15 protein-coding genes, 2 tRNA genes and 3 pseudogenes are annotated in these 21,799 nt (G+C 72.3%); 9 read left to right on the top strand and 11 right to left on the bottom strand.

Annotated elements, in window-relative coordinates; translation table 11 throughout:
- Positions 1 to 14 precede the first annotated feature (14 nt).
- The 6 genes from AB0G20_RS05275 to AB0G20_RS05300 form a co-directional block, all read right to left on the bottom strand.
- Positions 15 to 2,168: a glycosyltransferase family 39 protein gene (locus AB0G20_RS05275; RefSeq protein ID WP_361296091.1), complete on the bottom strand. Its 2,154-nt coding sequence runs from the start codon at positions 2,166 to 2,168 to the stop codon at positions 15 to 17.
- Complete coding sequence (locus tag AB0G20_RS05280) at positions 2,165 to 3,544, bottom strand: bifunctional glycosyltransferase family 2/GtrA family protein (RefSeq protein ID WP_361296094.1); 1,380 nt, start codon at positions 3,542 to 3,544, stop codon at positions 2,165 to 2,167. The genes AB0G20_RS05275 and AB0G20_RS05280 overlap by 4 nt, the downstream gene beginning before the upstream one ends.
- 14 nt (positions 3,545 to 3,558) lie before the next feature.
- The gene (locus AB0G20_RS05285; protein WP_361296097.1) at positions 3,559 to 5,163 is read right to left on the bottom strand and encodes a HAMP domain-containing sensor histidine kinase; all 1,605 of its coding nucleotides are present in this window, start codon (positions 5,161 to 5,163) and stop codon (positions 3,559 to 3,561) included.
- Positions 5,160 to 5,900, bottom strand: a complete 741-nt coding sequence (locus tag AB0G20_RS05290) for a response regulator transcription factor (RefSeq protein ID WP_361296100.1) — start codon at positions 5,898 to 5,900, stop codon at positions 5,160 to 5,162. The genes AB0G20_RS05285 and AB0G20_RS05290 overlap by 4 nt, the downstream gene beginning before the upstream one ends.
- Positions 5,901 to 6,006: 106 nt before the next feature.
- A complete protein-coding gene (locus AB0G20_RS05295; protein WP_361296103.1) occupies positions 6,007 to 6,879 on the bottom strand; it encodes a DUF2797 domain-containing protein in 873 nt (290 codons plus the stop codon).
- Between the two features lie 92 nt (positions 6,880 to 6,971).
- Positions 6,972 to 7,364, bottom strand: a complete 393-nt coding sequence (locus AB0G20_RS05300) for an HGxxPAAW family protein (protein ID WP_361296106.1) — start codon at positions 7,362 to 7,364, stop codon at positions 6,972 to 6,974.
- A 97-nt stretch (positions 7,365 to 7,461) separates the two neighbouring features.
- Between AB0G20_RS05300 and AB0G20_RS05305 the strand changes: the two genes are divergently transcribed.
- A complete protein-coding gene (locus tag AB0G20_RS05305; RefSeq protein WP_361296109.1) occupies positions 7,462 to 7,938 on the top strand; it encodes a MarR family transcriptional regulator in 477 nt (158 codons plus the stop codon).
- A 108-nt stretch (positions 7,939 to 8,046) separates the two neighbouring features.
- On the opposite strand, the gene gap is transcribed toward AB0G20_RS05305, so the two are convergent.
- Together gap and AB0G20_RS05315 are read right to left on the bottom strand one after the other, a co-directional pair.
- Positions 8,047 to 9,045, bottom strand: coding sequence for a type I glyceraldehyde-3-phosphate dehydrogenase (gap, locus tag AB0G20_RS05310; RefSeq protein WP_361296112.1), 999 nt, complete (start codon positions 9,043 to 9,045; stop codon positions 8,047 to 8,049).
- A gap of 103 nt (positions 9,046 to 9,148) precedes the next feature.
- On the bottom strand, positions 9,149 to 10,105 hold the full coding sequence (locus AB0G20_RS05315; protein ID WP_361296115.1) for a helix-turn-helix domain-containing protein: 957 nt from the start codon (positions 10,103 to 10,105) through the stop codon (positions 9,149 to 9,151).
- A 424-nt stretch (positions 10,106 to 10,529) separates the two neighbouring features.
- Here AB0G20_RS05315 and AB0G20_RS05320 point away from each other — a divergent pair, with 424 nt between their 5' ends.
- From AB0G20_RS05320 to AB0G20_RS05340, 5 genes and pseudogenes are all read left to right on the top strand, one after another.
- Positions 10,530 to 11,822 (top strand): hypothetical protein, encoded by a 1,293-nt coding sequence (locus tag AB0G20_RS05320; protein WP_361296118.1) that lies wholly within the window; start codon positions 10,530 to 10,532, stop codon positions 11,820 to 11,822.
- Between the two features lie 66 nt (positions 11,823 to 11,888).
- On the top strand, positions 11,889 to 12,692 hold the full coding sequence (locus tag AB0G20_RS05325) for a calcium-binding protein (protein ID WP_361296121.1): 804 nt from the start codon (positions 11,889 to 11,891) through the stop codon (positions 12,690 to 12,692).
- A gap of 217 nt (positions 12,693 to 12,909) precedes the next feature.
- Positions 12,910 to 13,068, top strand: a pseudogene (locus tag AB0G20_RS05330) (conjugal transfer protein TraS); the annotation flags it as partial.
- Positions 13,068 to 13,253, top strand: a pseudogene (locus AB0G20_RS05335) (site-specific integrase); the annotation flags it as partial. The pseudogenes AB0G20_RS05330 and AB0G20_RS05335, both read left to right, overlap by 1 nt.
- Positions 13,214 to 13,513, top strand: a pseudogene (locus AB0G20_RS05340) (hypothetical protein); the annotation flags it as partial. The pseudogenes AB0G20_RS05335 and AB0G20_RS05340, both read left to right, overlap by 40 nt.
- An 81-nt stretch (positions 13,514 to 13,594) precedes the next feature.
- Here AB0G20_RS05340 and AB0G20_RS05345 read toward each other — a convergent pair.
- Together AB0G20_RS05345 and AB0G20_RS05350 are read right to left on the bottom strand one after the other, a co-directional pair.
- A tRNA-Arg gene (locus AB0G20_RS05345) sits at positions 13,595 to 13,667 on the bottom strand.
- Between the two features lie 186 nt (positions 13,668 to 13,853).
- A tRNA-Ser gene (locus tag AB0G20_RS05350) sits at positions 13,854 to 13,944 on the bottom strand.
- A gap of 184 nt (positions 13,945 to 14,128) precedes the next feature.
- Here AB0G20_RS05350 and AB0G20_RS05355 point away from each other — a divergent pair.
- Together AB0G20_RS05355 and AB0G20_RS05360 are read left to right on the top strand one after the other, a co-directional pair.
- Positions 14,129 to 14,647: an SSI family serine proteinase inhibitor gene (locus AB0G20_RS05355; protein WP_361296124.1), complete on the top strand. Its 519-nt coding sequence runs from the start codon at positions 14,129 to 14,131 to the stop codon at positions 14,645 to 14,647.
- Between the two features lie 412 nt (positions 14,648 to 15,059).
- Positions 15,060 to 19,829: a PAS domain-containing protein gene (locus AB0G20_RS05360; RefSeq protein ID WP_361297685.1), complete on the top strand. Its 4,770-nt coding sequence runs from the start codon at positions 15,060 to 15,062 to the stop codon at positions 19,827 to 19,829.
- Positions 19,830 to 19,857: 28 nt separating this feature from the next.
- On the opposite strand, the gene AB0G20_RS05365 is transcribed toward AB0G20_RS05360, so the two are convergent.
- Positions 19,858 to 20,436: a TetR family transcriptional regulator gene (locus tag AB0G20_RS05365; protein WP_031137765.1), complete on the bottom strand. Its 579-nt coding sequence runs from the start codon at positions 20,434 to 20,436 to the stop codon at positions 19,858 to 19,860.
- A 129-nt stretch (positions 20,437 to 20,565) separates the two neighbouring features.
- On the opposite strand from AB0G20_RS05365, the gene AB0G20_RS05370 reads away from it, so the two are divergent.
- On the top strand, positions 20,566 to 21,765 hold the full coding sequence (locus AB0G20_RS05370; RefSeq protein ID WP_361296128.1) for an MFS transporter: 1,200 nt from the start codon (positions 20,566 to 20,568) through the stop codon (positions 21,763 to 21,765).
- Positions 21,766 to 21,799: the final 34 nt, after the last annotated feature.

The raw sequence follows: 21,799 nt of genomic DNA on the forward strand, positions 1-21,799 counted from the left end.
CGCCCGGGGACGTGTCAGCTGCTCGCCTTCTGGGTGAGGTCGTAGAAGGTGGTCGAACCGACCGTGACCTTCTTGAAGTTGGCCTCGACCCAGGAGGTGATCTGGGAGGACGTTCCGTCGCTGCTGCCGCCCATGCCGCCGCCCATGCTGCCCGAGGCGATGAAGTAGTGGATCTTTTTGTCCGCCACGTACTTCTTGAACTGAGCCAGTGTCGGGGACGGGTCGGTTCCGTTGAAGCCGCCGATGGCCATCACCGGGTCGCCGGTCGACAGCTGGTAACTCGCCGCGTTCTGGGCGCCGATGGCCGCCGCGGCCCAGGTGTACTGGTCGGCGTCGGTCTCCAGCAGCTTCTGGGCCTCGGAGCTGACGCTGGCGCCGTTGAGCAGGCCGCCGACACCGCCACCGCCGCCCATGCCGCCCATACGGCCGCCGTCGCCGTTCTGCTGGTTCTGGCCCTGGCCCTGCTGGTTCTGGCCGCCCCCCGGGAAGCCACCGCCGGGGAAGCCGTTGCCCTGCTGTCCCTGGGCGTTGCCGTTGCCGTTCTGCTGGTTCGGGCCACCGCCCGGGAAGCCGCCGCCGGGACCACCGCCGCCGCCCGGACCGCCGCGACCGCCCGCGACCGACGGACCCGCCGTGACGATCGAGCCGGTGTGCCCCTCGTTCACGGTGGTGAGGGTGTACGCCGCCGGACCCGCCAGTGCGGCCACGAGACCCAGCCCGGCCGCTCCCAGGGCCAGTCGGCGTCCCAGCCGGCCGGCGAAGATCAGGCCGAGGGACGCCGTCAGACCGCCGACGAGGACGAGCCACTTGAGCCAGGGCAGGTAGTCGGAGGAGCGGTTGAGCAGGACGTACCCCCAGGCCGCGGTCGCCGTCGTCGCGGCGGCCAGGGTCAGCGACGCCCACGCCTTGTCGCGCTTCTCCCAGAGCAGCGCCGCGCCCATGCCGACCAGCGGGGCGATGTAGGGGGCGAGGGCCACCGTGTAGTACTCGTGGAAGATGCCCTGCATGTAGCTGAAGACCAGCATGGTCGTGAGCAGCGCGCCGCCCCAGACGAGGAACGAACCGCGGGTCACCGACGTGCGCTTCGCCTTGCGCGTGGCCACCAGCCCCGCGACGAGCAGGATCAGCGCGGCCGGGATCAGCCAGGAGGTCTGGCCGCCGATGGAGGAGCTGAACAGCCGGTCCCAGCCGGTCTCGCCCCAGGCTCCACCGCCGTTGCCGCCCCCGCCGCCGACGCTGCCGGTCTCGTCGCCGTTGAGCCGGCCCAGGCCGTTGTAGCCGAAGGTCAGTTCCAGGAAGCTGTTGTTCTGCGAGCCGCCGATGTACGGGCGGGAGGACGCGGGCCACAGCTCGACGATCGCGACCCACCACCCGCCGGAGACGACGATCGCGGCCAGGCCCGCGGCGAGCTGCCCGATCCGCTTCCGCACCGTCACCGGCGCGCAGACGCCGTAGACCAGGGCGAGCGGCGGCAGGATCAGGAAGGCCTGGAGCGTCTTGGCGAGGAAGGCGAAGCCGATCGCGGCACCGGCCCACAGCAGCCACTTCGTGCGGCCGTCCTCCAGGGCGCGGATGACGAGGTAGCAGGCCGCCGCCATCAGCAGCGCCAGCATCGCGTCGGGGTTGTTGAAGCGGAACATCAGGGCCGCGACGGGGGTCAGCGCGAGCACGGCGCCCGCGATCAGTCCGGCCGCGGGGCTGAACCGGCGGCGCACGGCCGCGTACACGATTCCCACCGTGCCGACGCCCATGAGGACCTCGGGGGCGAGGATCGCCCAGGAGCTCAGGCCGAAGAGCCGCACGGAGAGGGCCATCGGCCACAGGGCGGCCGGGGGCTTGTCGACGGTGATGGCGTTCGCCGCGTCGAGCGAGCCGAAGAAGAACGCCTTCCAGGACTGGCTGCCGGCCTGTACGGCCGCCGAGTAAAAGGAGTTGGCGTAGCCGGAGGCGCTCAGGTTGTAGAGGTAGAGCACCGCCGTCGCCAGCAGCAGGGCGAGGAAGGCCGGGCGGGCCCAGCGGGGGTCCTCGGGCCGGCCCTGCCGAAGCCGCTGCACGAAAGGCATCTTGGGGGCGCCGGGGGCAGGGGCCGGTGCGGGGGTCGGAGGCCGGGTCCAGCTGTCGGGACTCGTGTCCCGGCCGGTGGTCGGCTGGTCGAAGTGGACGGTCATCGGAAGTCCCTCGAATCGGTGTCGTGCGGGCGCACCGGCAACAGCTGCAGGGTGACGTCCGGCCAGGTGCCGTCCGCGGCTTCACCGGCGCGGAACTGGGTGGGGTGGGACGGGGCGGGTACCGGCGCGTCGTCCTCGTGCCGGTCCGGGAACACCCACGCCCTGAAGAGCAGGAAGCGCAGCACGGTCGCCGCGAGGTTGGCCGCGATGAGGACGGCCAGTTCGGTGGAGTGCGCGGGCTCGGAGGTCGCCGCGTTCAGTGCCGCGAGCGAGCCGCTGGTCAGGGCGAGTCCGATGCCGAAGACGACCAGGCCCTGCGCCTGGTGCCGTACCGCTCCGCCGCGCCCGCGCACCCCGAAGGTGAGCCGCCGGTTGGCCGCGGTGTTGGCGACCGCCGAGGCCAGCAGGGCGAGGGCGTTGGCGACCTGCGAGCCGGTGAAGACCCGGAAGCCGCTGTAGAGCAGCAGGTAGAAGAGGGTGGACAGGGCGCCGACGACGCAGAATCCGACGAGCTGGCGGGCGAGTCCCGTCGGCACCTCCTCGATGTCACGGTCGCGCGGGTCGTCGCCGAACGGCCGGGCGAGCCGGTCCAGCGGCAGCGAGCCGGTGGCCAGGGCCCTGCCGACCCGCCACACGCCCTTGAGGTCGTCGGTCGCGGTCTTGACGATGTGCACGGTCGAGTCGGGGTCGTCGACCCAGTCGACCGGCACCTCGTGGATCCGCAGCCCCGCGCGCTCGGCGAGCACCAGCATCTCGGTGTCGAAGAACCAGCCGGTGTCCTCGACGAGCGGCAGCAGCACCTGCGCCACGTCCCGGCGGATGGCCTTGAAGCCGCACTGGGCGTCCGAGAACCGCGCCTGGAGCGAGCCGCGCAGGATGAGGTTGTAGGCCCGGCTGATGAACTCCCGCTTGGGACCGCGCACCACACGGGAACTGCGGGCGAGCCGGGAGCCGATCGCGAGGTCCGAGTGGCCGGAGATCAGCGGTGCCACCAGCGGGAGCAGGGCGTTGAGATCGGTGGACAGGTCCACGTCCATGTAGGCGAGGACCGGGGCGTCCGAGGCCGACCAGACGGCCCGCAGGGCCCGGCCGCGGCCCTTCTGCTCCAGGCGGAAGGTGGTGACCTCGGGGATCTCCGCCGCCAGCCGCCCGGCCACCTGCGGGGTGGTGTCCGTGGAGGCGTTGTCCGCGATCGTGATGCGGAACGCGTACGGAAACGTCCGGTCGAGGTGTTCGTGCAGTCTGCGGACGCACGGCTGGAGGTCCTTCTCCTCGTTGTAGACGGGGATCACTACGTCCAGGACAGGCGTACCGGCTGGTGCGGCCGGGAGGTGCTCCCGCGCCGGCAGGGTGCCGGGAGAAGAATCGGTTCGCATGGAACCGACTTTCGTCAGGCGCCCTGTTGTGCCCATGTGGTGACGCTGTGGCGTGCCTGTGAGTGCTGCTGCCGGCTCATGTCCGGCTGCGGCTGCGCCGGGAGCGCGGGCAGGTGCACGGTGAACACGGTCCGCCCGGGCACGCTGTCGACCGTCACGGCGCCGCCGTGCGCGGTCGCCACGGCCTGCACGATGGCGAGGCCGAGACCGGTCGAGCCGGTGGAGCGGGACCGCGCGGAGTCGCCGCGCGCGAACCGTTCGAAGACGTGCGGGAGCAACTCGGGCGGAATGCCCTGGCCGTTGTCCTCGACGTCCACGCACAGCCAGGTGCCGCGCCGCTGGACGCGGGCGGTGACGGTCGTACCGGGTGGCGTGTGGGTGCGCGCGTTGCCGAGCAGGTTGACCAGGACCTGTTGCAGCCGGGCCGCGTCCGCCGACACGAGCGCGGGCTCGTCGGGCAGGTCGAGGCGCCAGTTGTGGTCCTGGCCGGCCGCGCGGGCGTCGCTGATGGTGTCCACGACGAGCGGGACGAGGTCGGTCTGCTCGAACTGGAGGGGCCGGCCCGCGTCGAGCCGGGCGAGCAGCAGCAGATCCTCGACGAGGAGGGTCATCCGGCCGGCCTCGGACTCGATCCGCCCGAGCGCGTGCCGGGTGTCGGGCCCGACGTCCTCCCGCCCGCGTCTGGTCAGCTCGGCGTACCCGCGGATGGAGGCGAGGGGGGTGCGCAGCTCGTGACTGGCGTCGGCGACGAACTGCCTGACGCGCGTCTCGCTCTGCTGCCGGGCGTGCAGCGCCCCGTGGACGTGGTCCAGCATCCGGTTGAGCGCGGCGCCGACCTGTCCGACCTCGGTGTGCGGGTCGGTCTCGGAGTCGGGGACCCGCTCGCTGAGGTTCACCTCGCCGGTGTGCAGGGGGAGTTCGGAGACCCGGGTGGCGGTGGCGGCGACGCGGCGCAGGGGGCGGGTGGCCACGCCGATGAGGACGGAGCCGGCGATGGCGGCGGCGACCAGTCCGGCGCCGGTGACGCTCACCTCGACGAGGATGAGGGTGCTGATGGTGGCATTGACCGACTCGGTGGGCAGGGCGACGTAGTAGGTGCCTCCGTCGGCCCCGTGGACGTACTGCACGCGGTATTCGCCGAGGCCGGGGATGTCGACGGTGTGCATACCCGTGGTCGGCACCTCGGCGAGGGCGGCCTTCTGCTCGTCCGTGAGGTCGGCGACCGGATTTCGCTGGAAGGGGCCGTTGTCGTCGGAGGCCTTCTCGGCGAGGGCAGCCCGGGTGAGCGTGCCGTCGGCGCCGACCTCGGCGGCGATGGTCTTCGGCTGTGCCGGTCCCTCGAGGAAGCCCGTGATCCGGTCCGCCGTCGTCTCGGAGTCGTCTCCGCCCCCGGGTTTCATGGGGCCCGACAGGCGCTTGCCGATGTCCTCGACCTGACCGTTCAACTGCTCGTACAGATGCGACCGCAGGGCGAGGGTCGTCACGGTCCCGATCACCGCACACACCACGGCGATCAGCACCACGGACGCGACGACGAGCCGCGTCCGCAGTGTGCGTGGCTTGCCTGCTCGCTGCCCGCCTGCCCGCTGCTGCGTACGCGGCCGTCGTCGTCCGCTCATGAGGCCGCGGGCTTGATCAGATACCCGGCACCGCGCCGCGTGTGGATCATCGGCTCGCGTCCGGCGTCGATCTTCCGCCGCAGGTAGGAGATGTAGAGCTCGACGACGTTGGCCTGGCCGCCGAAGTCGTACGACCACACCCGGTCGAGGATCTGCGCCTTGCTGAGCACGCGCCGCGGGTTGCGCATCAGGAACCGCAGCAGCTCGAACTCGGTCGCGGTCAGGTGGATGTTGTCCCCGGCCCGGGTCACCTCGTGACTGTCCTCGTCGAGGGTGAGGTCGCCGACGACCAGCATGGAGTCCGAGCGCCGGTCGGCCGCACCGGACCGGCGTATCAGCCCGCGCAGCCGCGCGACGACCTCCTCCAGGCTGAACGGCTTGGTGACGTAGTCGTCACCGCCCGCCGTCAGCCCGGCGATCCGGTCCTCGACGGCGTCCTTGGCGGTCAGGAACAGCACGGGCACGTCCGGCAGTTCCCGGCGCAGCCGCCCGAGGACGGCCAGGCCGTCCATGTCGGGCAGCATCATGTCGAGGACCACCGCGTCGGGCCGGAAGTCGCGGGCGGTCTGGATCGCGCCCGTGCCGTCACCGGCACTCCGGATCTGGCATCCCTCGTAGCGCAGGGCCATGGACAGCAGCTCGGTGATCGACAGCTCGTCGTCCACCACAAGCACTCGGACGGGGCTCCCGTCCGGCCTCAGCAGTTCGGTGCGCCCCTGGGGCGAGGTCGTGGTCATGTGAACACGATGTCGAGGGCCTCTGAGAGCACGCTTTCGACAACCTGTGATTTCCCTGAGAAACACACAGGTGCCTCTCAGGGAACACCTGGGAAGGCCGGGCGGGTCAGAACAAGCCGTCCTGCACGCCTGCCGCCTCCCTGAACTGCCTTACCGGCACGGTCAGTTCTCCCGCCGGGGCGGGCACCAGTCCCCACCCGGTCATCAACCGCGTGTCGAGCACCACGACCCCGCCCCCGGTGGCCAGATGCAGATCGGGCCCGGCGGCCGCGACCAGCTCTCCGCCGACCACACCCCCGGCGACGAGCTCGCTCACGTCCCCCACGGCGACGGGCACCGACGCGAGCCCGAACACCCCCACGTGATCGACGACGTGCAGCGGCTCCCGCACCAGGGACTCCGGCCACGCGGGGAGCGCGACCGCCCGCTCATGCAGCTCGGCGACCTCACGGGCCCGGTCGGCGGCGGCCTCCGGCAGCGCGGCCCGCACCGCCCGCTTCTCGGCGTACGGAATGCGGTCGGGCACCCGCAGGGCGGCCCGCAACAGCTCCTCCGTACGCCGCGCGGCCATGAGCGGACCGACGCCGAGCCAGCTGAAACAGACGGCTCCCTGTTCGAGCAGCCGCGCGGAGCCCCGCTCCTGCGCCGTGATCCCGACCTTGACCATGCCGGGTCCGAACCACGCCAGATAGACGTGGTACGGCCGGGGATCGTCGGCGATGGTGTCCGCCGCCACGGAGTGCGCCCGGTCCAGCCGCGCGCACTCCTCGCACCGCGCCCCCGTACTGCGCCCGGGCACGGCCGCACCCACCGGGCACGCATGCCCCCGGGCCCCCACACAGGTGCGCACGGCCCCTTCCGCGACCCCGAAGGCCACGCGTTTCCCCCAGGTCAGCGCACTGCGTCGGCCGCCGTCCCACAGCAGCACGGGACCGTCCGCCGACCACCGCAGCCCCGAGCACTTCCATCCCTGTGCCATCTCTGCCGAGAGTAGGGGGCATCACTGACAACGGGGGGCGGCGGACGAAAAACGGCCTCACCGGCAACGGGGCGGGCCGACGAGGAACCGCCTCACCGCGCGGAGTCGGCCCCGACGGCTGCGACGGTCTCCGGCTCCCCCTCGCGCTGCGCCGGCATGATCGGCACCGCACCCGTGCCACGCCGCCGGCCCCGCCCGGCCAGCCGGCATCCCAGGCACTCCTCGTGCCCGCCCGGCGCCGCCGAGTCCCGTACGCGCCACCCCCACTCCGCCCGGGGCCGCACGCCCGGCCCCTTCCCCCACCCGGCGAGATGCAGAGCCCAGGTGACGAGCAGACTCACGACTCCGATCGCCAGCCCGCCGGCGATCAGCACACCGGAGACGGTGCAGACTCCCAGCCCCGCCACACCGGCCCCGACGCTGGCGATGCCGGTTCCGACCCACCCCGCGACCGTGTGCCCGTGGTCATACTGATGTGCACTCACGTGCCACTCCCTCGCACCCGAGGACTCCGACTCGGCGAACCCCTCACCTGCTAAGACTTTTACGACCCAAACATCTCACGAACTAAGGGATCTGGGAATGCAAGCCAAGCCGCGTCCGGCCGCCACACCGGAGCAGGCGCTGTCGGCGATGGACCAGCTCATCGCGACTCACCTGGTCGGGCAGCACGAGATCGCCCAGCAGGTGGGCCTGAGTGTGACCGACCTCACCTGCTTCGCCTACGTCATCGAGGCCGGCGAGAACCTCCCCACGGCAGGCGACCTGGCGGCCCGCGTCCACGTCACCACCGGCGCCGTCACCGGCATCCTCAACCGCCTGGAGCGCGCCGGCTACATCACCCGCCGCCCCGACCCCACGGACCGCCGCCGCATCCGGGTAGCGGCCCAGCCCGGCGCGGTCGCCCGCATCCGAGAGGTCTACGAGCCGTACTACGCCCGCCTCACCCACCTCTTCGCGGACTACTCCCCGGACGAGATCGCGGTCCTGCACGACTGGTTCACCCGCGCGAGCACACTGGCGGCGACCTACCTGGAGGAGCACTGCCGCCCCGACTGAGCGCGGCGACACCCGGCCGACCGTGTCCGCCCGGCCCGGCAAAAGCGCCCGAAAAAAGCCCCGCCTCCGGCACGGTCGCCGGCGGCGGGGCAGCATCCCGGCGTCCGGTCAGCCGGCGGCGAGGAGTTCGAGCGTGTCGATCACGCGGTTCGAGAAGCCCCACTCGTTGTCGTACCACGCGACCACCTTGACGTGGCGGCCGTCGACGCGGGTGAGGGCCGAGTCGAAGATCGACGAGGCGGGATTGCCCGTGATGTCGGACGACACGAGCGGGTCGTCCGAGTACTCGAGGATGCCGGCCAGCGGCCCCTGAGCCGCAGCGCGGTACGCCGCCAGCACGTCGTCGCGCGTCACGTCGCGGGCGACGGTCGTGTTGAGTTCGACGATCGAGCCCACCGGCACCGGTACGCGGATCGAGTCGCCCGACAGCTTGCCCTCGAGATTCGGCAGCACCAGACCGATCGCCTTGGCGGCACCGGTCGTGGTCGGCACGATGTTGACGCCGGCGGCCCGGGCGCGACGGGCGTCGCGGTGCGGACCGTCCTGCAGGTTCTGCTCCTGCGTGTAGGCGTGCACCGTCGTCATGAACCCGTGCTCGATACCGGCGAGTTCGTCGAGGACCGCGGCCAGCGGCGCGAGCGCGTTGGTGGTGCAGGAGGCGTTCGAGACGACCGTGTGCACGGCCGGGTCGTAGGCGTCGGTGTTGACCCCGAACGCGAGCGTGACGTCGGCACCGTCCGACGGGGCGCTGACGAGCACCTTCTTCGCACCCGCGTCGAGGTGGGCCCGGGCGGCCTTGGCCGAGGTGAAGCGGCCGGTGGCTTCCAGGACGATGTCGACGCCGAGTTCGGCCCACGGCAGCTGCGCCGGTTCGCGCTCGGCCAGCACCCTGATCCGACGGCCGTCGACGACGAGGGTGTCCCCGTCGGCGGTCACCGGGCGCCCGAGCCGGCCGGCCGTGCTGTCGTAGGCGAGCAGCCGGGCGAGAGTGGCGGGCTCCGTCAGGTCGTTGACGGCGACGATCTCGAGCGCGCTGTCGCGCTCCAGCAGTGCGCGCAGCACATTGCGCCCGATGCGGCCGAATCCGTTGATGGCGATGCGAGTCATGAGTGATGTCCCTTCCCTCCCCACCAGGCTCGCCCGCCGCCGACGCCGCTGACAGTGGCGGGATCGCCACGGTTCAAAAGGATCCGGCCAGGTGCCGGGCGGGCTACTCGCCCCGGGTGAAGGTGCGCCGGTACTCGCTCGGCGTGGTGCCGAGGATGCGCTGGAAGTGCAGGCGCAGGTTCGCGCCGGTGCCGAGCCCGATGTCGGCGGCGATCTGTTCGACGCCGCGCTCCGAGCGCTCGAGCAGTTCGCGGGCCAGGTCGATGCGGGCGCGCATCACCCACTGCATCGGCGTGTAGCCGGTCTCCTCGACGAAGCGCCGGGAGAACGTGCGCGGCGAAACCCCTGCCTGCCGCGCCAGTGTGTCGAGGCTGAGGGGCTCGCCGAGCCGGTGCAGCGCCCACTCGCGGGTGGCGGCGAACCGCTCGCCGAGCGGCTCGGGGACGCTGCGCGGCACGTACTGGGCCTGGCCGCCGCTGCGGTAGGGGGCCGCGACCAGACGCCGGGCCGCGTGGTTGGACGCGGCCACTCCGAGGTCACGGCGCAGGATGTGCAGGCACAGGTCGATGCCGGAGGCGGCGCCGGCCGAGGTGAGCACACTGCCCTCGTCGACGAACAGCACGTTCTCGTCGACCTGGACGAGCGGATGCCTGGCCACGAGTGCCCGCGTGTAGTGCCAGTGCGTCGTGGCGCGCCTGCCGTCGAGCAGGCCCGTGGCGGCGAGCGCGAAGGCGCCCGTCGAGATGGCGGCGAGCCGCGCGCCCCGGTCGTGGGCGGCGATCAGTGCCTCGACGACGGCCCGCGGCGGGTCGTCGCGGTCCGGGAACCGGTAGCCGGGGACGAAGACGATGTCGGCCCACGCGAGCGCGTCGAGGCCGTGGGCGACGTAGTAGGCGAGGCCATCGCCGCCGGTCACGAGACCGGGTGTCGCCCCGCACACCCGCACCTCGTACGGCATGCTCGCGCGGGTCGTGAACACCTGCGCGGGAATTCCGACATCGAGCGGCTTCGCACCCTCGAGCACAAGGACGGCGACGCGATGCAGGCGGGGTGCGGGCACAGGAGGAGGTTACGGGCAGCGTGACTTCGGTGAAACGCCAGAGCCCAGGAGTGATCCGGGGCCTCTGGTCTGTGTGCACTCGGCAGGATTCGAACCTGCAACCTTCTGATCCGTAGCTTTACAAAGATCGGTCATTAAAGGGGTTCCAGTGGCAGATTCGGACGCATCCTGGTCAAGACCGGCCCTGCGACCGCATCCAGGCCGTGATCTTCGCCTACGACCTCGGACTCGTCCGCCTGGCCGCGCTCGCGGCGGTGCGGGATGACCATGCCGGTGCCCGGGTAGCCCCCGCCGAGTCCGTACGCATGTGACGTTTGAGCATGCAGGTGCGCTGGGTGTTGGGGGCGGCCTGTGGCGGCTGTGCTCAAGTCACGGGAAGTGGGGGATGAGGGTGGCTCTGCGTGCAGCACGTCATCGACGTTCGGTGAAGCGTCGTGTTCTTGCCGGGGCTTCCGTCGCCGCGGCAGCCGGAATCGCGGTCACCGCGACGATGGCCATGAACGCCGAGGCAGCGTGGACGTCGACGTGGAACGTGTCGGCCTCGGGCTGGACCCCTGACGATTCCCCCACGGTGTCGGTCGACCGGCAGGGCGACGCCCTGCTGGCCTGGAACGCCTGCGATTTGTCGACGCCGGGCTGCTACCACCGGATCCAGGCCAGAGTGAAGACCGCGAGCGGTACGGTGACAGCGATCCGCACCCTGTCGCCCGACGGTGCCGCGCCGTCCTGGCCGGAGGCCGCCTCCGACGACACCGGCGACTCGGCGGTGGTCTGGCAGCAGGACAGCCAGGTCGTGGGCCGCCGGCTCTCGGCCTCCGGCAGCCTCGTCGGACCGCTGCAGAAGCTGTCCACGTCGGCGCCCGCGACCACCCCGGTGGTCGGTGTGACCCCGGGCGGCACCGCGATGGCGGCGTGGACGGAGATCCGCGACGGAAGCTGGTACGCGGTAGCCCGCCGCCTCAAGCTCGACGGGACGGTCGGCGCGGCCATCACCCTCGGCTCGGGCTCGGCCGAGAAACCGGCCATCGGCGTCGACCGCAACGGCCAGTTCGTCGTCGCCTGGGCACGGGCCTCAGACGTCGTGGCCAGGCGGATCACGTCGACATCCGTCTCCTCGACGAAGGTGCTCACGTCGCCGATCGCGTCGTACGGCGGTTTCGGCATGGTGCGGGTCGGAGTGGACCGGGACGGCGACGCGGTCATCACCTACCACTCCGGCGGCGGCTCCGTCTCGCAGGTCTGGGCGTCCCGCTGGAGCCGCACCGGCACCCTGGCGGCTCCCCTGCGCATCTCGGCCTCCACGGACAACGTGGGCTTCCACCACGCCCTCGCGACCGACCTCGACGGCGACTCGATGATCGTGTGGACCCGCTACAGCAGCGGCAAACTCGAGTTGCTCGGCCGCCGCCTCTCCGCGGCCGGTGCCCGGGGCGCCGTCGCCAGCCTGGGTCCCGGCGACCGCCCCGACCTGGCCCTCGACGACGACGGCGACGGCATGCTGGTCTTCCACACGGTCGTCCCCAAGTCGACGCCCCCGTACAGCTACACCAAGGCCGGCGCCCGCCTGATCAGCCGTTCCGGCACCTTCGGCAGCGTGAAGACACTCACGTCGGACGGCCGGGTACCCCAGGTCGACGCCCGCCCGATCTCCCGGTTCACGGTGATCTGGCAGCAGGAGAGCTTCCCGTACACGATCAAGTCGGTCACCGGTCCCTGACCGGCTTCACCTGCCCCGCTGCTCCCGCTCGGCGGGTTCCCACTTTTCACTCTGTGAAGGAGACACATGCGCAAGCGCGCTGCCTTTGCTCTGCTCAGTGCCGTCGCCGCGCTGGCCGGCTTCGCCGTCCCCGGTGCCTACGGCGACGAGACCCAGACCGACGTCCAGATCAGCAACGTCTCCTTCGACGGTGGCAAGAACATCGTGGTCGGTCTCTATGCCAAGACGATCACGGTTTCAGGGACCTTCACCCACCCGTCGGGCATCCAGGACGCGGACTTCGTCCTGTGGCGCGGACCGGACGGTGCGAACCCCTACGAGACCTACGACGACCGCATCGTGTCGAACGAGTACTACTCCCACGCGGACTGCGTCGCCTCGAGCGCCACCACCTCCACCTGCTCGCAGACGATCTCCCTCGAACCGGACTGGAAGTACGGCGGCACCGCGCTCACCAACGCCCATGCCGGCACCTGGAAGGTCAGTGTGCAGGGGGTGGCCAATGACGACAGCTGGACCCAATCGGCGAGCTACACCACGACCCGTCTGCAGCGGCAGTCCAACCTCACCGTGAACGCGGGCCCGGAACCGATTGCCAGGGGCAAGACCCTCACCGTCACCGGCAAGCTCACCCGGGCCGACTGGGACAATCTCGACTACCGGGGTTACACCAACCAGCCGGTCAGGCTCCAGTTCCGCAAGGCCGGCACTACGACCTACGCGACCATCAAGACCGTGTACACCTCCAGCACCGGCAACCTGACGACCACTGCCACCGCCTCCGAAGACGGCTACTGGCGCTGGAACTTCGCAGGGACCTCCACCACCCCGGCCGTCAAGGCGACCGGCGACTTCGTGGACGTGCAATAGCCCGAACGTCGCTCTGAGCTTCCGCGGGTGGTCAGGCGCGTACTCGTTCTGCACCGGGTGTTTCTTTCGGAGTCGTTTGCAATGGGGTCAGGAAGGAGCCAGGGTCAGGAGGGGGACAGGCAACCATGACCGTCCTCGCGCTGCTTCTTCTCATCATCGGGAGGTGTGCTGTCCCGGGACGTTGATGACAGGCGACACGCCTTGAGCGGTCCTTGTCGTGACCGACCTGGTGATGTGGACCGAGCTGGGCGGGTCGCTCGCTGCGATAGGCGGCGCAGCCTACGCCCGCCATGCCCATCCGGCGGCGTACTGGTCCACCGTCGGGCTGCCCGTCTCGGTGGCCCGGCTGCTGGCCTCGTACACCTCCACCATGGAATGGTCTACCTGGGCGCGTACGGTCCGATGCGGCCGGAGGAGCTGGCCGGCCTTCGCCGCCGAGACGTCGACCTGGACAACCTCGTCATCCGCGTCCGCGTGGCCGAGCCCGAGCGAACGAACGGCAGACGCGCCCCCGGTGAGACCAAGTCCGACGCGGGCGTCCGCACGGTCGTCCTCTCCTCCACCGTGAGACCAGGACAGAGGAGTCGGACGACTTCCTTCCTCTGCCGGAGTTCTGCCTAGTGATCCCGCTCAGGAACACCCGCCACACATGCAGCTCGCTCCTGGTGGCCCTCAAGGTTCACCCAAAGGTGGCTCAGCGCATCCTCCGGCACTCGCAGATCGCCATGACGATGGAGGTCTACGCCGAAGCGAGCGAGGAGGAGGTACGCGCCGCGCTCGGCAAGCTGTCTGCTGCGATGGGCGGTGCCGAGACCGGCTGACATCAGCCGTTGCCGTACTTCGCTGCTGAACGCACCTGAAACGCAAGAGGCCCCGGATCTCTCCGGGGCCTCTCACCTGTGTGCACTCGGCAGGATTCGAACCTGCAACCTTCTGATCCGTAGTCAGATGCTCTATCCGTTAAGCTACGAGTGCTTGTTCTGTTTTTTCGCCGCTCTCGGGCCTTCCGGCTCGCTCGCGGCGACAGGAAGAACATTACATGACTGCCGCCGCCATGTGAAATCCGTTAGCCGCACCCCTTGTGAGCTGCGGAAACGGCACTTCTGGGGGTGCAACGACAGCGAAGCCCCGGTCGGATGACCGGGGCTTCGTGATCGAGTGCGGAGGCGGAGGGATTTGAACCCTCGATGGGCTTTAAGACCCAAACCGCATTAGCAGTGCGGCGCCATAGACCGGACTAGGCGACGCCTCCAGCATCACTCCCGCGCGAGCGCGAGCGTTGCGTGCCGATGATGACACAGTCGAGCGTGCTGTCACCAATCGACCCCCACGGTACTAGGCGGGAAGGGCGCAGGGCAAAGCCCTTGTCAGGCCCGTACGGGCCTCGCTCGGGCGTCCGCGCGCAACGTCCTGGGCCGCGTCGCGTTAGTCACGACATGTTGCGTGCCACTCCCCGGGCCACCGCCCGCCCCGTCCTGCGGCGCTTCCTCGTCGGTGCCGCCGCCTCCGTCGCCGCCGCCGGTTCGCTGACCGCGGTGCCCCCGGCCGCGTATGCCCAGGCCGGCGAGACCGGTCTGCTGTCTCCCACCAGGCCCGGCGGCGGCCCGGACCGGGATCACCTCACCGTCACCGTGCGCAACGCCGGCGGCGGTGCCGACGGGACGTTCGAGCTGTACTGCGGCCCCGACGGCGGCAGCCACCCCGACCCGAGCGGTGCCTGTGCCGCCCTGGAGCGGGACACGCGGTGGGGGCAGGACGTCTTCGCGCCCGCGCCGGAGGGCGGCTTCTGCACCATGCAGTACGGCGGGCCGGCCACCGCGCACGTCACCGGCACCTGGGCCGGACGGCCCGTCGACGCCACGTACGACCGCCGCGACGGCTGCCAGATCTCCCGCTGGGACCGGCTCGTGCCGCTCCTGCCGGGCGTGGGGGGCGACCGAGGCGCCGAGGCCTGAGCCGTCCACTCATACCGGCGGGTGGGACGGGGCGTCGGGCCGTCGGCCGGCGCCGTACCCCCCATTTGCGCCACTGTCCGCCCTCATCGCGCCAGCCTGGCCAAAAGGTACAGAAACGCCGTCGTCGTAAAGGTCCCGCGAAGGTCCCGCGACGTCGTCGCAGGAGGGCGGGCGTTTCCGCTTACTCGGTCGTCAGTTCGGGGTCACTTCCTCGTGCGACCTCGCTCTCATCCGGCGTCGCGAGCGCAACCGCAGCCCTTAGACTCCCTCGCGTGACACGCTGCGGGACGGTTGGCAAGATGGCCCGAGCGGTCGGCAAAGTGCGGTAACAGGGAGGAAGCGTCTCGTGAGCAGCAGGCCATCCCGAGGCGCTGCTCGCCTCGCAGCCATACTGGACGCGCTTCCCGACGCGTTGGTGCTGGTCAACGCCAACGGGACGGTCGTCAACGCGAACACCATCGCCCTGGAGGCCTTCGAGACCCCGGGGACCGCTCTGGTGGGGCGCGGGCTGCTCGATCTGCTGCCGCAGTTCGACTCCAAGCTCATCCCCGGCTCCATGCGGCGGCCGGAGCACCTCGATCCGCAGGCCCGGACCAAGCCGACCCGGATGATCGCGCGCAGGACCGACGGGACCGAGTTCCCCGTCGAGGTCACCAGTGCGAATCTGGAGAACGGGCAGCAGGCCTACGACGGTTACGGGTACAGCGGTGACGAGCTGCTCATGCTCGTCGTGAGGGACCTGACCGGGACCGTGGACACCGAGGCCGAGCTCGCGCGGTCGCAGCGGCAGACCGAGATGATCCTGCGGGCCGCGGCCGAGGGCGTCGTCGGGACCGACACCGACGGACGGATCGTGCTCGTCAATCCGGCCGCCGCCCAGATACTGGGATTCCGGGCCAGCGATCTCGGCGGGCGCGAACTGCACGACCTCGTGCTGCACTCGCGCGCCGACGGCTCGCCCTTCCCGTACGAGGACTCCCCGCTCGCCGACACCCTGCGCTCCGGGCGCAAGCACCGGGTGCGCAGCCAGGTGCTGTACGCCAAGGACGGCGGCAAGGTGCCGGTCGACCTGACGACCGCGCCCGTGCGCGACGGCGACCAGCTCGTCGGCGCCGTGATGACCTTCACCGACCGGCGGCCGTACGACGCCGTCGTCGAGGAGAAGGAAGCGGCCGAGAAGCGCCACGCCGAGGAACTGGAGCGGATCGCCGAGGAGCACGCCTCGGAGCTCACCGCGCTGCGCCAGCAGCACGTCACCGAGATCGAGGAGCTCACCGAGCGGCACGCCGAGGAACTCGGCGCGAACGAGGACCGGTACGCCGCGCTCGGAGAGCGGGAGAAGGACCGGTTCGAGGCGCTCGCCGCCCGGCACGAGCAGCTGCTGACGCTGCTCGGCCGGTCGCTGCGCGGGCCGCTGGAGGAACTGCGCCGCGAGCTGGCCGCGCTGGCCGCCGACGACGCCGGGCAGCTGTGGCCCGAGGCCAACCAGGTGCTGCATCACCTGTCGGCCGGCTATGCGCGCATCACCACACTGATCGACAACGTCCTCGGGTACCAGCGACTCGACGCGGGCAGCGAGAACGTCTCCCGTACGAAGGTGATGCTGGACGCCGTCGTCGCCGCCGGGGTCGACGGGGCCGTGGAGCTGATCGGGCCCGGGCGGGTGCAGTTCGCCGTGCACGCGCCGCCCATCGAGGCCGAGGTCGATCCCCGGCTGCTCGCGACCGCCCTCGCGCATCTCGTCGCGGATGTGGCGGGCGTCGACGCGACCGGCAACACGCCCGTGTCGGCGGGCGGTTACCTGGACAACACCGTCGTGGTGGCGGCGGCGCAGCGCGGCGAGGTCGTCCGCATCGAGGTGCGCGGGCCGTACGCCGGTGGCGACACCGTGCACGAGCCCATCGTGCGCGGGATCGTCCGGGCCCACGGCGGTGTGCTGCAGACGCATGACGTGCCGGGGATGAGCGGGAGCGCGTACGTCCTCGAGGTGCCGATCGGGGGCGGGGCCGGGGCCGTTGCCGCCCAGCCGGTGGACGAGTCCGCCGCGGTCGCTCTCGTGGATCCTGCAGAGCAGACGTCCGTCGGCGGGCGGCGCCGGGCGCGGCGGGCCACCACCGATGCCTTCCTGGACGGAGATGTTTCGGGTGGCGAGGGCGACGGGGCCGGAGGTCCCGGAGCCGACGGTGCCGTGCCCACCGGGCGGCGCAGGCGCCGGGCCGCCGGGGAGCAGGCCGCCCTTCCGGCTCAGGCGTCCGGTGAGGGCTCCGCGTCGGGCGGTACCGGGCGGCGGCGGCGCGGGGCCGAGGACGCCGGTGCGGGAGACGTCGGGAGCGCTGTCCAGGGTGTCGCCGAGGGGGCCGTGATGACGGCCGCCGAGCACGCGGCGGGGGCCGCCGCCTCGAACACGGGGCTGGGCGGGACCGTGCCGCCGCAGGGTGTGCCCGCGCCGTCCGGGCGCCGTGCCCGGCGTGAACCCGGTGAGCAGGCCGCGCTGCCGCCGGCACTGCCCGCGCCGTCGTCCGGCGGTGAGGCCGATGCGGCTCAGGGGCAGGCCCAGCAGCCGACCGGGCGCCGGCGCCGTGCGCTGGCCGCCGCCAACGAGCGGGCTGCCGCCGCACAGGAGGCGGCCGGGCCGCGTCCGGTGTTCGCGCTGCCGCCGGCCGAGGCCGACCAGACTCCGCCCCCGGCCCAGGAGGCCCAGGCCGAACAGGGGCAGCAGGTCGCCGACGGTCCCGCGGTCGCGCCGGGTGCGATGCCCGCTCAGGGGCAGGTGCCGGTTCAGGGGCAGGTGCCGGTTCAGGGGCAGGTGCCGGTTCAGGGGCAGGGGGCCGTGGCGGTCCCCGGTGTCACCGCTGCCGGTGACGGGGTGGCCGAGGAGGGGCGGCACGACGCCGTTCCGCACGACCAGTCCGCCGACCACACTCCGCCGCAGCCGCATCCGACCAGTGCGCCGACCGGCCGCCGGCGGCGTGCCGTCGCGACGCCTCAGCCGGCCGAGGGGGCCGGAGCGCAGGTCCCGGGGAGCGCCGACCAGGTGGGTCCGGTGCCTGCGGGTTCCGTGCCTGCCGGTTCCGTGCCTACGGGTTCCGTGCCTGCGGGTTCCGTGCCTGCGGGTTCCGTGCCTGTGGGTGCCGCGTCGGCAGCAGGTCCCATGCCCGCGGGTGCTGTGCCCGCCGCTTCCGTGCCTGCCGGTGCCGCGCAGGCCGTTCCCGCGCAGGGTGTTCCCGCGCAGCAGGACGCCACCGGGCAGGTCCCGCAGGGGCAGGCCGCGCCTGGCCAGGGTGCGCCCGTCCAGACCGGCGTCGCCGCTTCCCCCGTCGCGCCGGGTACGGCCGTGCCGCCGCAGGGCATGCCGGTTCCCGCGCAGGGGAACACCGTGCACCCGCAGGGCAGCGCCGTGCCTGCGCAGGGGAACGTCCCCCACGTACAGGCTCCTCAGGGCACCCAGCCGCAGGGTGCCGCCGTGCCCCCGCAGGGTGTGTCCGTCCCCGCTCAGGGCGGGCTCGGGCAGAGTGTGCAGGCGGCTCTCCCGGGGCAGGTCCTGCAGCCTCCGGCCCCGGCCCAGCCCCTGCCGCAGCCGGGCGTCGCCGCACCGGGGCAGCAGACCTCCGCCGGCCTGCCGCTCCCCGCGGAGGCCGCACCCGGCCAGGGCACCCCGCCGCAGGGCACGCCCGCTCAGGGAGCTCCGGCCCAGGGCACTAACGCCCACGGAATCCCGCCGCAGGGCGGCGCCCCCGCCGCCCAGCCCTGGCCCGCCGCCGACGACACGTCGGGGGCCGGTTCCCCGCACCCCGCGCCCCAGAACGGCACGGCTCCCCGGGCAGCGCAGCAGAACACCCTCGCCCCGGGCACCCCGCTGCCGCCGGAGGGCGCGCAGCGGGCGGCCCAGCCGTTGCCCGCGGAGGCCACGGCGCCCGTCGACCCGAACTCGACGCAGGGGCGGGCGATCAGCGTGCGGACGCTGGGCCAGGGCGTGCCGTTCAACCGGCAGGCGGCCCAGGTCCAGCATCCGTCGGCCGTACCCGTCCCCCAGTCCGCCCCGCAGCAGTCGGCGACGCCTCCCCCGCACCAGCCGGGCGGCTCGGGCCGGCGCCGCAAGCTCGGCACGCCGCCCGACCCGGCGACGCGTACGGACCAGGCGGCCCGCCCGGAGCAGGGGCAGCAGCGTCCGGCGGACCAGAAACCCCGCCCGGAGCAGGCCGCGCGCCCGCATCCGGCGGCCGATCACACGCCGCCGCCGGTCGCCGCGCAGGCCTCCGCCCCGGCCACCGCCCCCGTTCCGGCGCAGCCGTCCCTCGCCGGTCAGTCACGCCTCGCGCAGATGACCGAGGGCGGCGGACGGTCGTACGCCATAGGCGCACCGGACGAGAACGCCGCCGAGGGACCCGAGCCGCTGGACGGGCCCGGCGGGGCCGTCGAGGTGGCCGATCCGCCCCGGCCCCAGCCGATGGACGACGAGTTGCCGCCGGAGCCGCTGGACAACCCGCGACGGCTGCTGGTGTGGCCGGCACCGGACGTCAGCACCCAGCAGGCGCTGAGCGACCGTGGCTACCGGCCGGTGATCGTGAACTCGCGCGAGGAGGTCGACGCGCAGATCGCGGCCTTCCCCGCCGCGCTGTTCGTCGACCCGCTGACCGGGCCGATCACGCGTACGGCACTGCAGTCGCTGCGGCAGGCCGCCGTGGCCGCCGAGGTGCCCGTCCTCGTCACGGCCGGGCTCGGGCAGGCCTCGCGGGACGCGGCGTACGGTGCCGATCCGGCCGTCCTGCTGAAGGCGCTGGCGCCGCGCGACAGTGAGCAGCATCCGCCGCGGGTCCTGCTGATCGAGGAGCACGCGGAGATCGCGCTGGCGCTGACGGCGACCCTGGAGCGGCGCGGGATGCAGGTCGCGCGGGCCGCGAGTGACGCGGACGCGGTGACGCTGGCGGGGCAGTTCCGGCCGAACCTGGTGGTGATGGACCTGCTCCAGGTGCATCGGCGCCAGGCCGGGATCGTGGACTGGCTGCGGGCGAACGGGCAGCTCAACCGCACCCCGCTCGTCGTCTACACCGCCGCCGTCGACCAGGCCGACCTGCCGCGGCTGGCCTCCGGGGAAACGGTGCTCTTCCTCGCGGAGCGGTCCACCAGTTCCGAGGTGCAGACCAGGATCGTCGAGCTGCTCAGCCGGATCGGCACCAACTAGCGGGCCCTGGCGTGCCGTCCGGCAGGTCCTAGCGTGCCGTCAGCCGGCGCGCCGCCTCCTTCACCGATGCCCGCAGGCGGTCCCGTTCCGGCTCGCCCTCGCCGACCAGGATGCGCCGCATCTGGGGGACGACGGCGGTCCAGTTGGCCAGGGCGGTCAGCAGGAACAGCAGGTCGGCCGCCGGGATCGCGTCCGTGACGGCTCCGCGCCGCTGCCCCTCCCGGAGGGCGGCGACCTTGCGGGCGTAGTGCTCCTGGCGGTCGGACTCGTGGGGCAGTTCGGTGCTGCCGTACTCCAGGCCCTCCCAGAAGAGCAGGCGCAACAGCTCCGGGTGGGCGGCGTGGTAGTCCATCAGGCGGTCGATCCAGCCCTCGATGTCGTCCGGGTCGACGGGGACGGCCTCGGCGAGGTGGAGCATCTTCTTCTCGAGGACGATCGCGAACAGCTCCGCCTTGTTGCCGAAGTAGGCGTAGATGAGCTGTTTGTTGGCCTTCGCCTCGCCGGCGATGCGGTCGATGCGGGCGCCGGCGATGCCGTGCCGGGCGAACTCGGCGACCGCTGCCTCGAAGATCCGGGCCTTGGTGGCCTCGGGGTCCCTTGCTGCCATGGGGGAGAGGGTAGCGCGCCGGGTAACCAACTGTTTGGTTGACAGGGAATGGCGGGGCGACCCAGACTGTTCCCTCATCAGCCAACCAACCAGTTAGTTGCTAGAGCCGACTCCAAGGAGTCCCCTCCCATGCCGTCAGCGACCACCATCGCCGCCCGGGTCACGGCCCCCGTGCGGCAGACCCGCGAGCCCGCCCCCGGGCTCTTCCTCACCTTGATCGCCGTGTGCAGCGCGGTCACCGCCGCCAACATCTACCTCGCCGCGCCGCTGCTCCCGCTCATGGCCCGCGACTTCGGCTCGGCGCCCTCGGCCATCGCCTGGATCGCCTCGGTCGCCCAGCTCGGCTACGCGGTCGGGCTGCTGTTCTTCGCCCCGCTCGGCGACAGTGCGAACCGGCGCCGGCTGGTCGCCGGGCTCACGCTCGTCACCGCTGTCGCGCTGGGTGCCAGTGCGGCCGCCCCGGGCACCGCCGCCCTCGCGGTCGCGATGTTCGTCGCCTCGGCGGCGACCGTCATCCCCCAGCTGCTCGTCCCGCTGGTCGCCGAGCGGGCCCCCGCCGAGCGGCGTGCCCGTCATGTCGCGGCGGTCATCGCGGGCCTGTTCACCGGCATCGTCGCGGCCCGGGTGCTCGGCGGACTGGCCGGGCAGGCCTTCGGCTGGCGGTGGGTGTTCGCGGGTGCGGCCGTGCTCACGCTCGCCCTGGGGCTCGCGACCGCGGTGGTCCTGCCGTCGCGGCGGCGCCGGGAAGGCCCGCTGTTCGCGGGGCTCGTCGCACTGCCGTCGGTGCTGCGGAGCTCGCCGGAGCTGTGGCGGGCGTGTGTGCGGCAGGCCGGGATGTTCGGTGCGTGGAGCGCGCTGTGGACCTCGCTGGCCCTGCTGCTGACCGGGCCGGGGTACGGGCTGTCCACCGCGACCGCCGGGCTGTTCGGACTGTTCGGACTGACCGCGAGTGCGGTGGCGCCGCTGGCCGGCGGGCTCGTGGACCGGTTCGGGGCGGCGCGGGTCGTGCAGTCCGCGTATCTGATCGCCGCCGTGTCCGTGCCGCTGTTCTGGCTGGGCGGGCAGGTGCTGTGGGCGCTGTTCGCCGCCGCGATCGCCGTGCACGCGGCGCTGGTCGCCTCCCACGTGGCCAACCAGACCCTCGCCCTGACCGCGACGTCCACTCCCGCCACGGCCAACACCGCCTATGTGGTCGCCGGTTTCGCGGGCGGCGCCGCCGCTTCGGCCCTCGCGGGGGTTGCCTTCAGCCACGTCGGCTGGGGCGGGGTGTGCGGGGTCGCGGGCGTGTGGCTGGTGCTGGGGTGGGGGTTGAGCTGGTCGCGGCGGTGAGGTGAGGCGGCTGCGCGAGGTGGGTGCGGAGCGC

Source organism: Streptomyces sp. NPDC024017 (assembly GCF_040638895.1).
Lineage (GTDB): Bacteria > Actinomycetota > Actinomycetes > Streptomycetales > Streptomycetaceae > Streptomyces.

Excerpts from the sequence above, each read along its gene's own strand:
- AB0G20_RS05275 (WP_361296091.1), bottom strand. The coding sequence starts at position 2,168 with ATGACCGTCCACTTCGACCAGCCGACCACCGGCCGGGACACGAGTCCC.
- AB0G20_RS05280 (WP_361296094.1), bottom strand. The coding sequence starts at position 3,544 with ATGCGAACCGATTCTTCTCCCGGCACCCTGCCGGCGCGGGAGCACCTC.
- AB0G20_RS05285 (WP_361296097.1), bottom strand. The coding sequence starts at position 5,163 with ATGAGCGGACGACGACGGCCGCGTACGCAGCAGCGGGCAGGCGGGCAG.
- AB0G20_RS05290 (WP_361296100.1), bottom strand. The coding sequence starts at position 5,900 with ATGACCACGACCTCGCCCCAGGGGCGCACCGAACTGCTGAGGCCGGAC.
- AB0G20_RS05295 (WP_361296103.1), bottom strand. The coding sequence starts at position 6,879 with ATGGCACAGGGATGGAAGTGCTCGGGGCTGCGGTGGTCGGCGGACGGT.
- AB0G20_RS05305 (WP_361296109.1), top strand. The coding sequence starts at position 7,462 with ATGCAAGCCAAGCCGCGTCCGGCCGCCACACCGGAGCAGGCGCTGTCG.
- gap (WP_361296112.1), bottom strand. The coding sequence starts at position 9,045 with ATGACTCGCATCGCCATCAACGGATTCGGCCGCATCGGGCGCAATGTG.
- AB0G20_RS05325 (WP_361296121.1), top strand. The coding sequence starts at position 11,889 with ATGCGCAAGCGCGCTGCCTTTGCTCTGCTCAGTGCCGTCGCCGCGCTG.
- AB0G20_RS05355 (WP_361296124.1), top strand. The coding sequence starts at position 14,129 with ATGTTGCGTGCCACTCCCCGGGCCACCGCCCGCCCCGTCCTGCGGCGC.
- AB0G20_RS05365 (WP_031137765.1), bottom strand. The coding sequence starts at position 20,436 with ATGGCAGCAAGGGACCCCGAGGCCACCAAGGCCCGGATCTTCGAGGCA.
- AB0G20_RS05370 (WP_361296128.1), top strand. The coding sequence starts at position 20,566 with ATGCCGTCAGCGACCACCATCGCCGCCCGGGTCACGGCCCCCGTGCGG.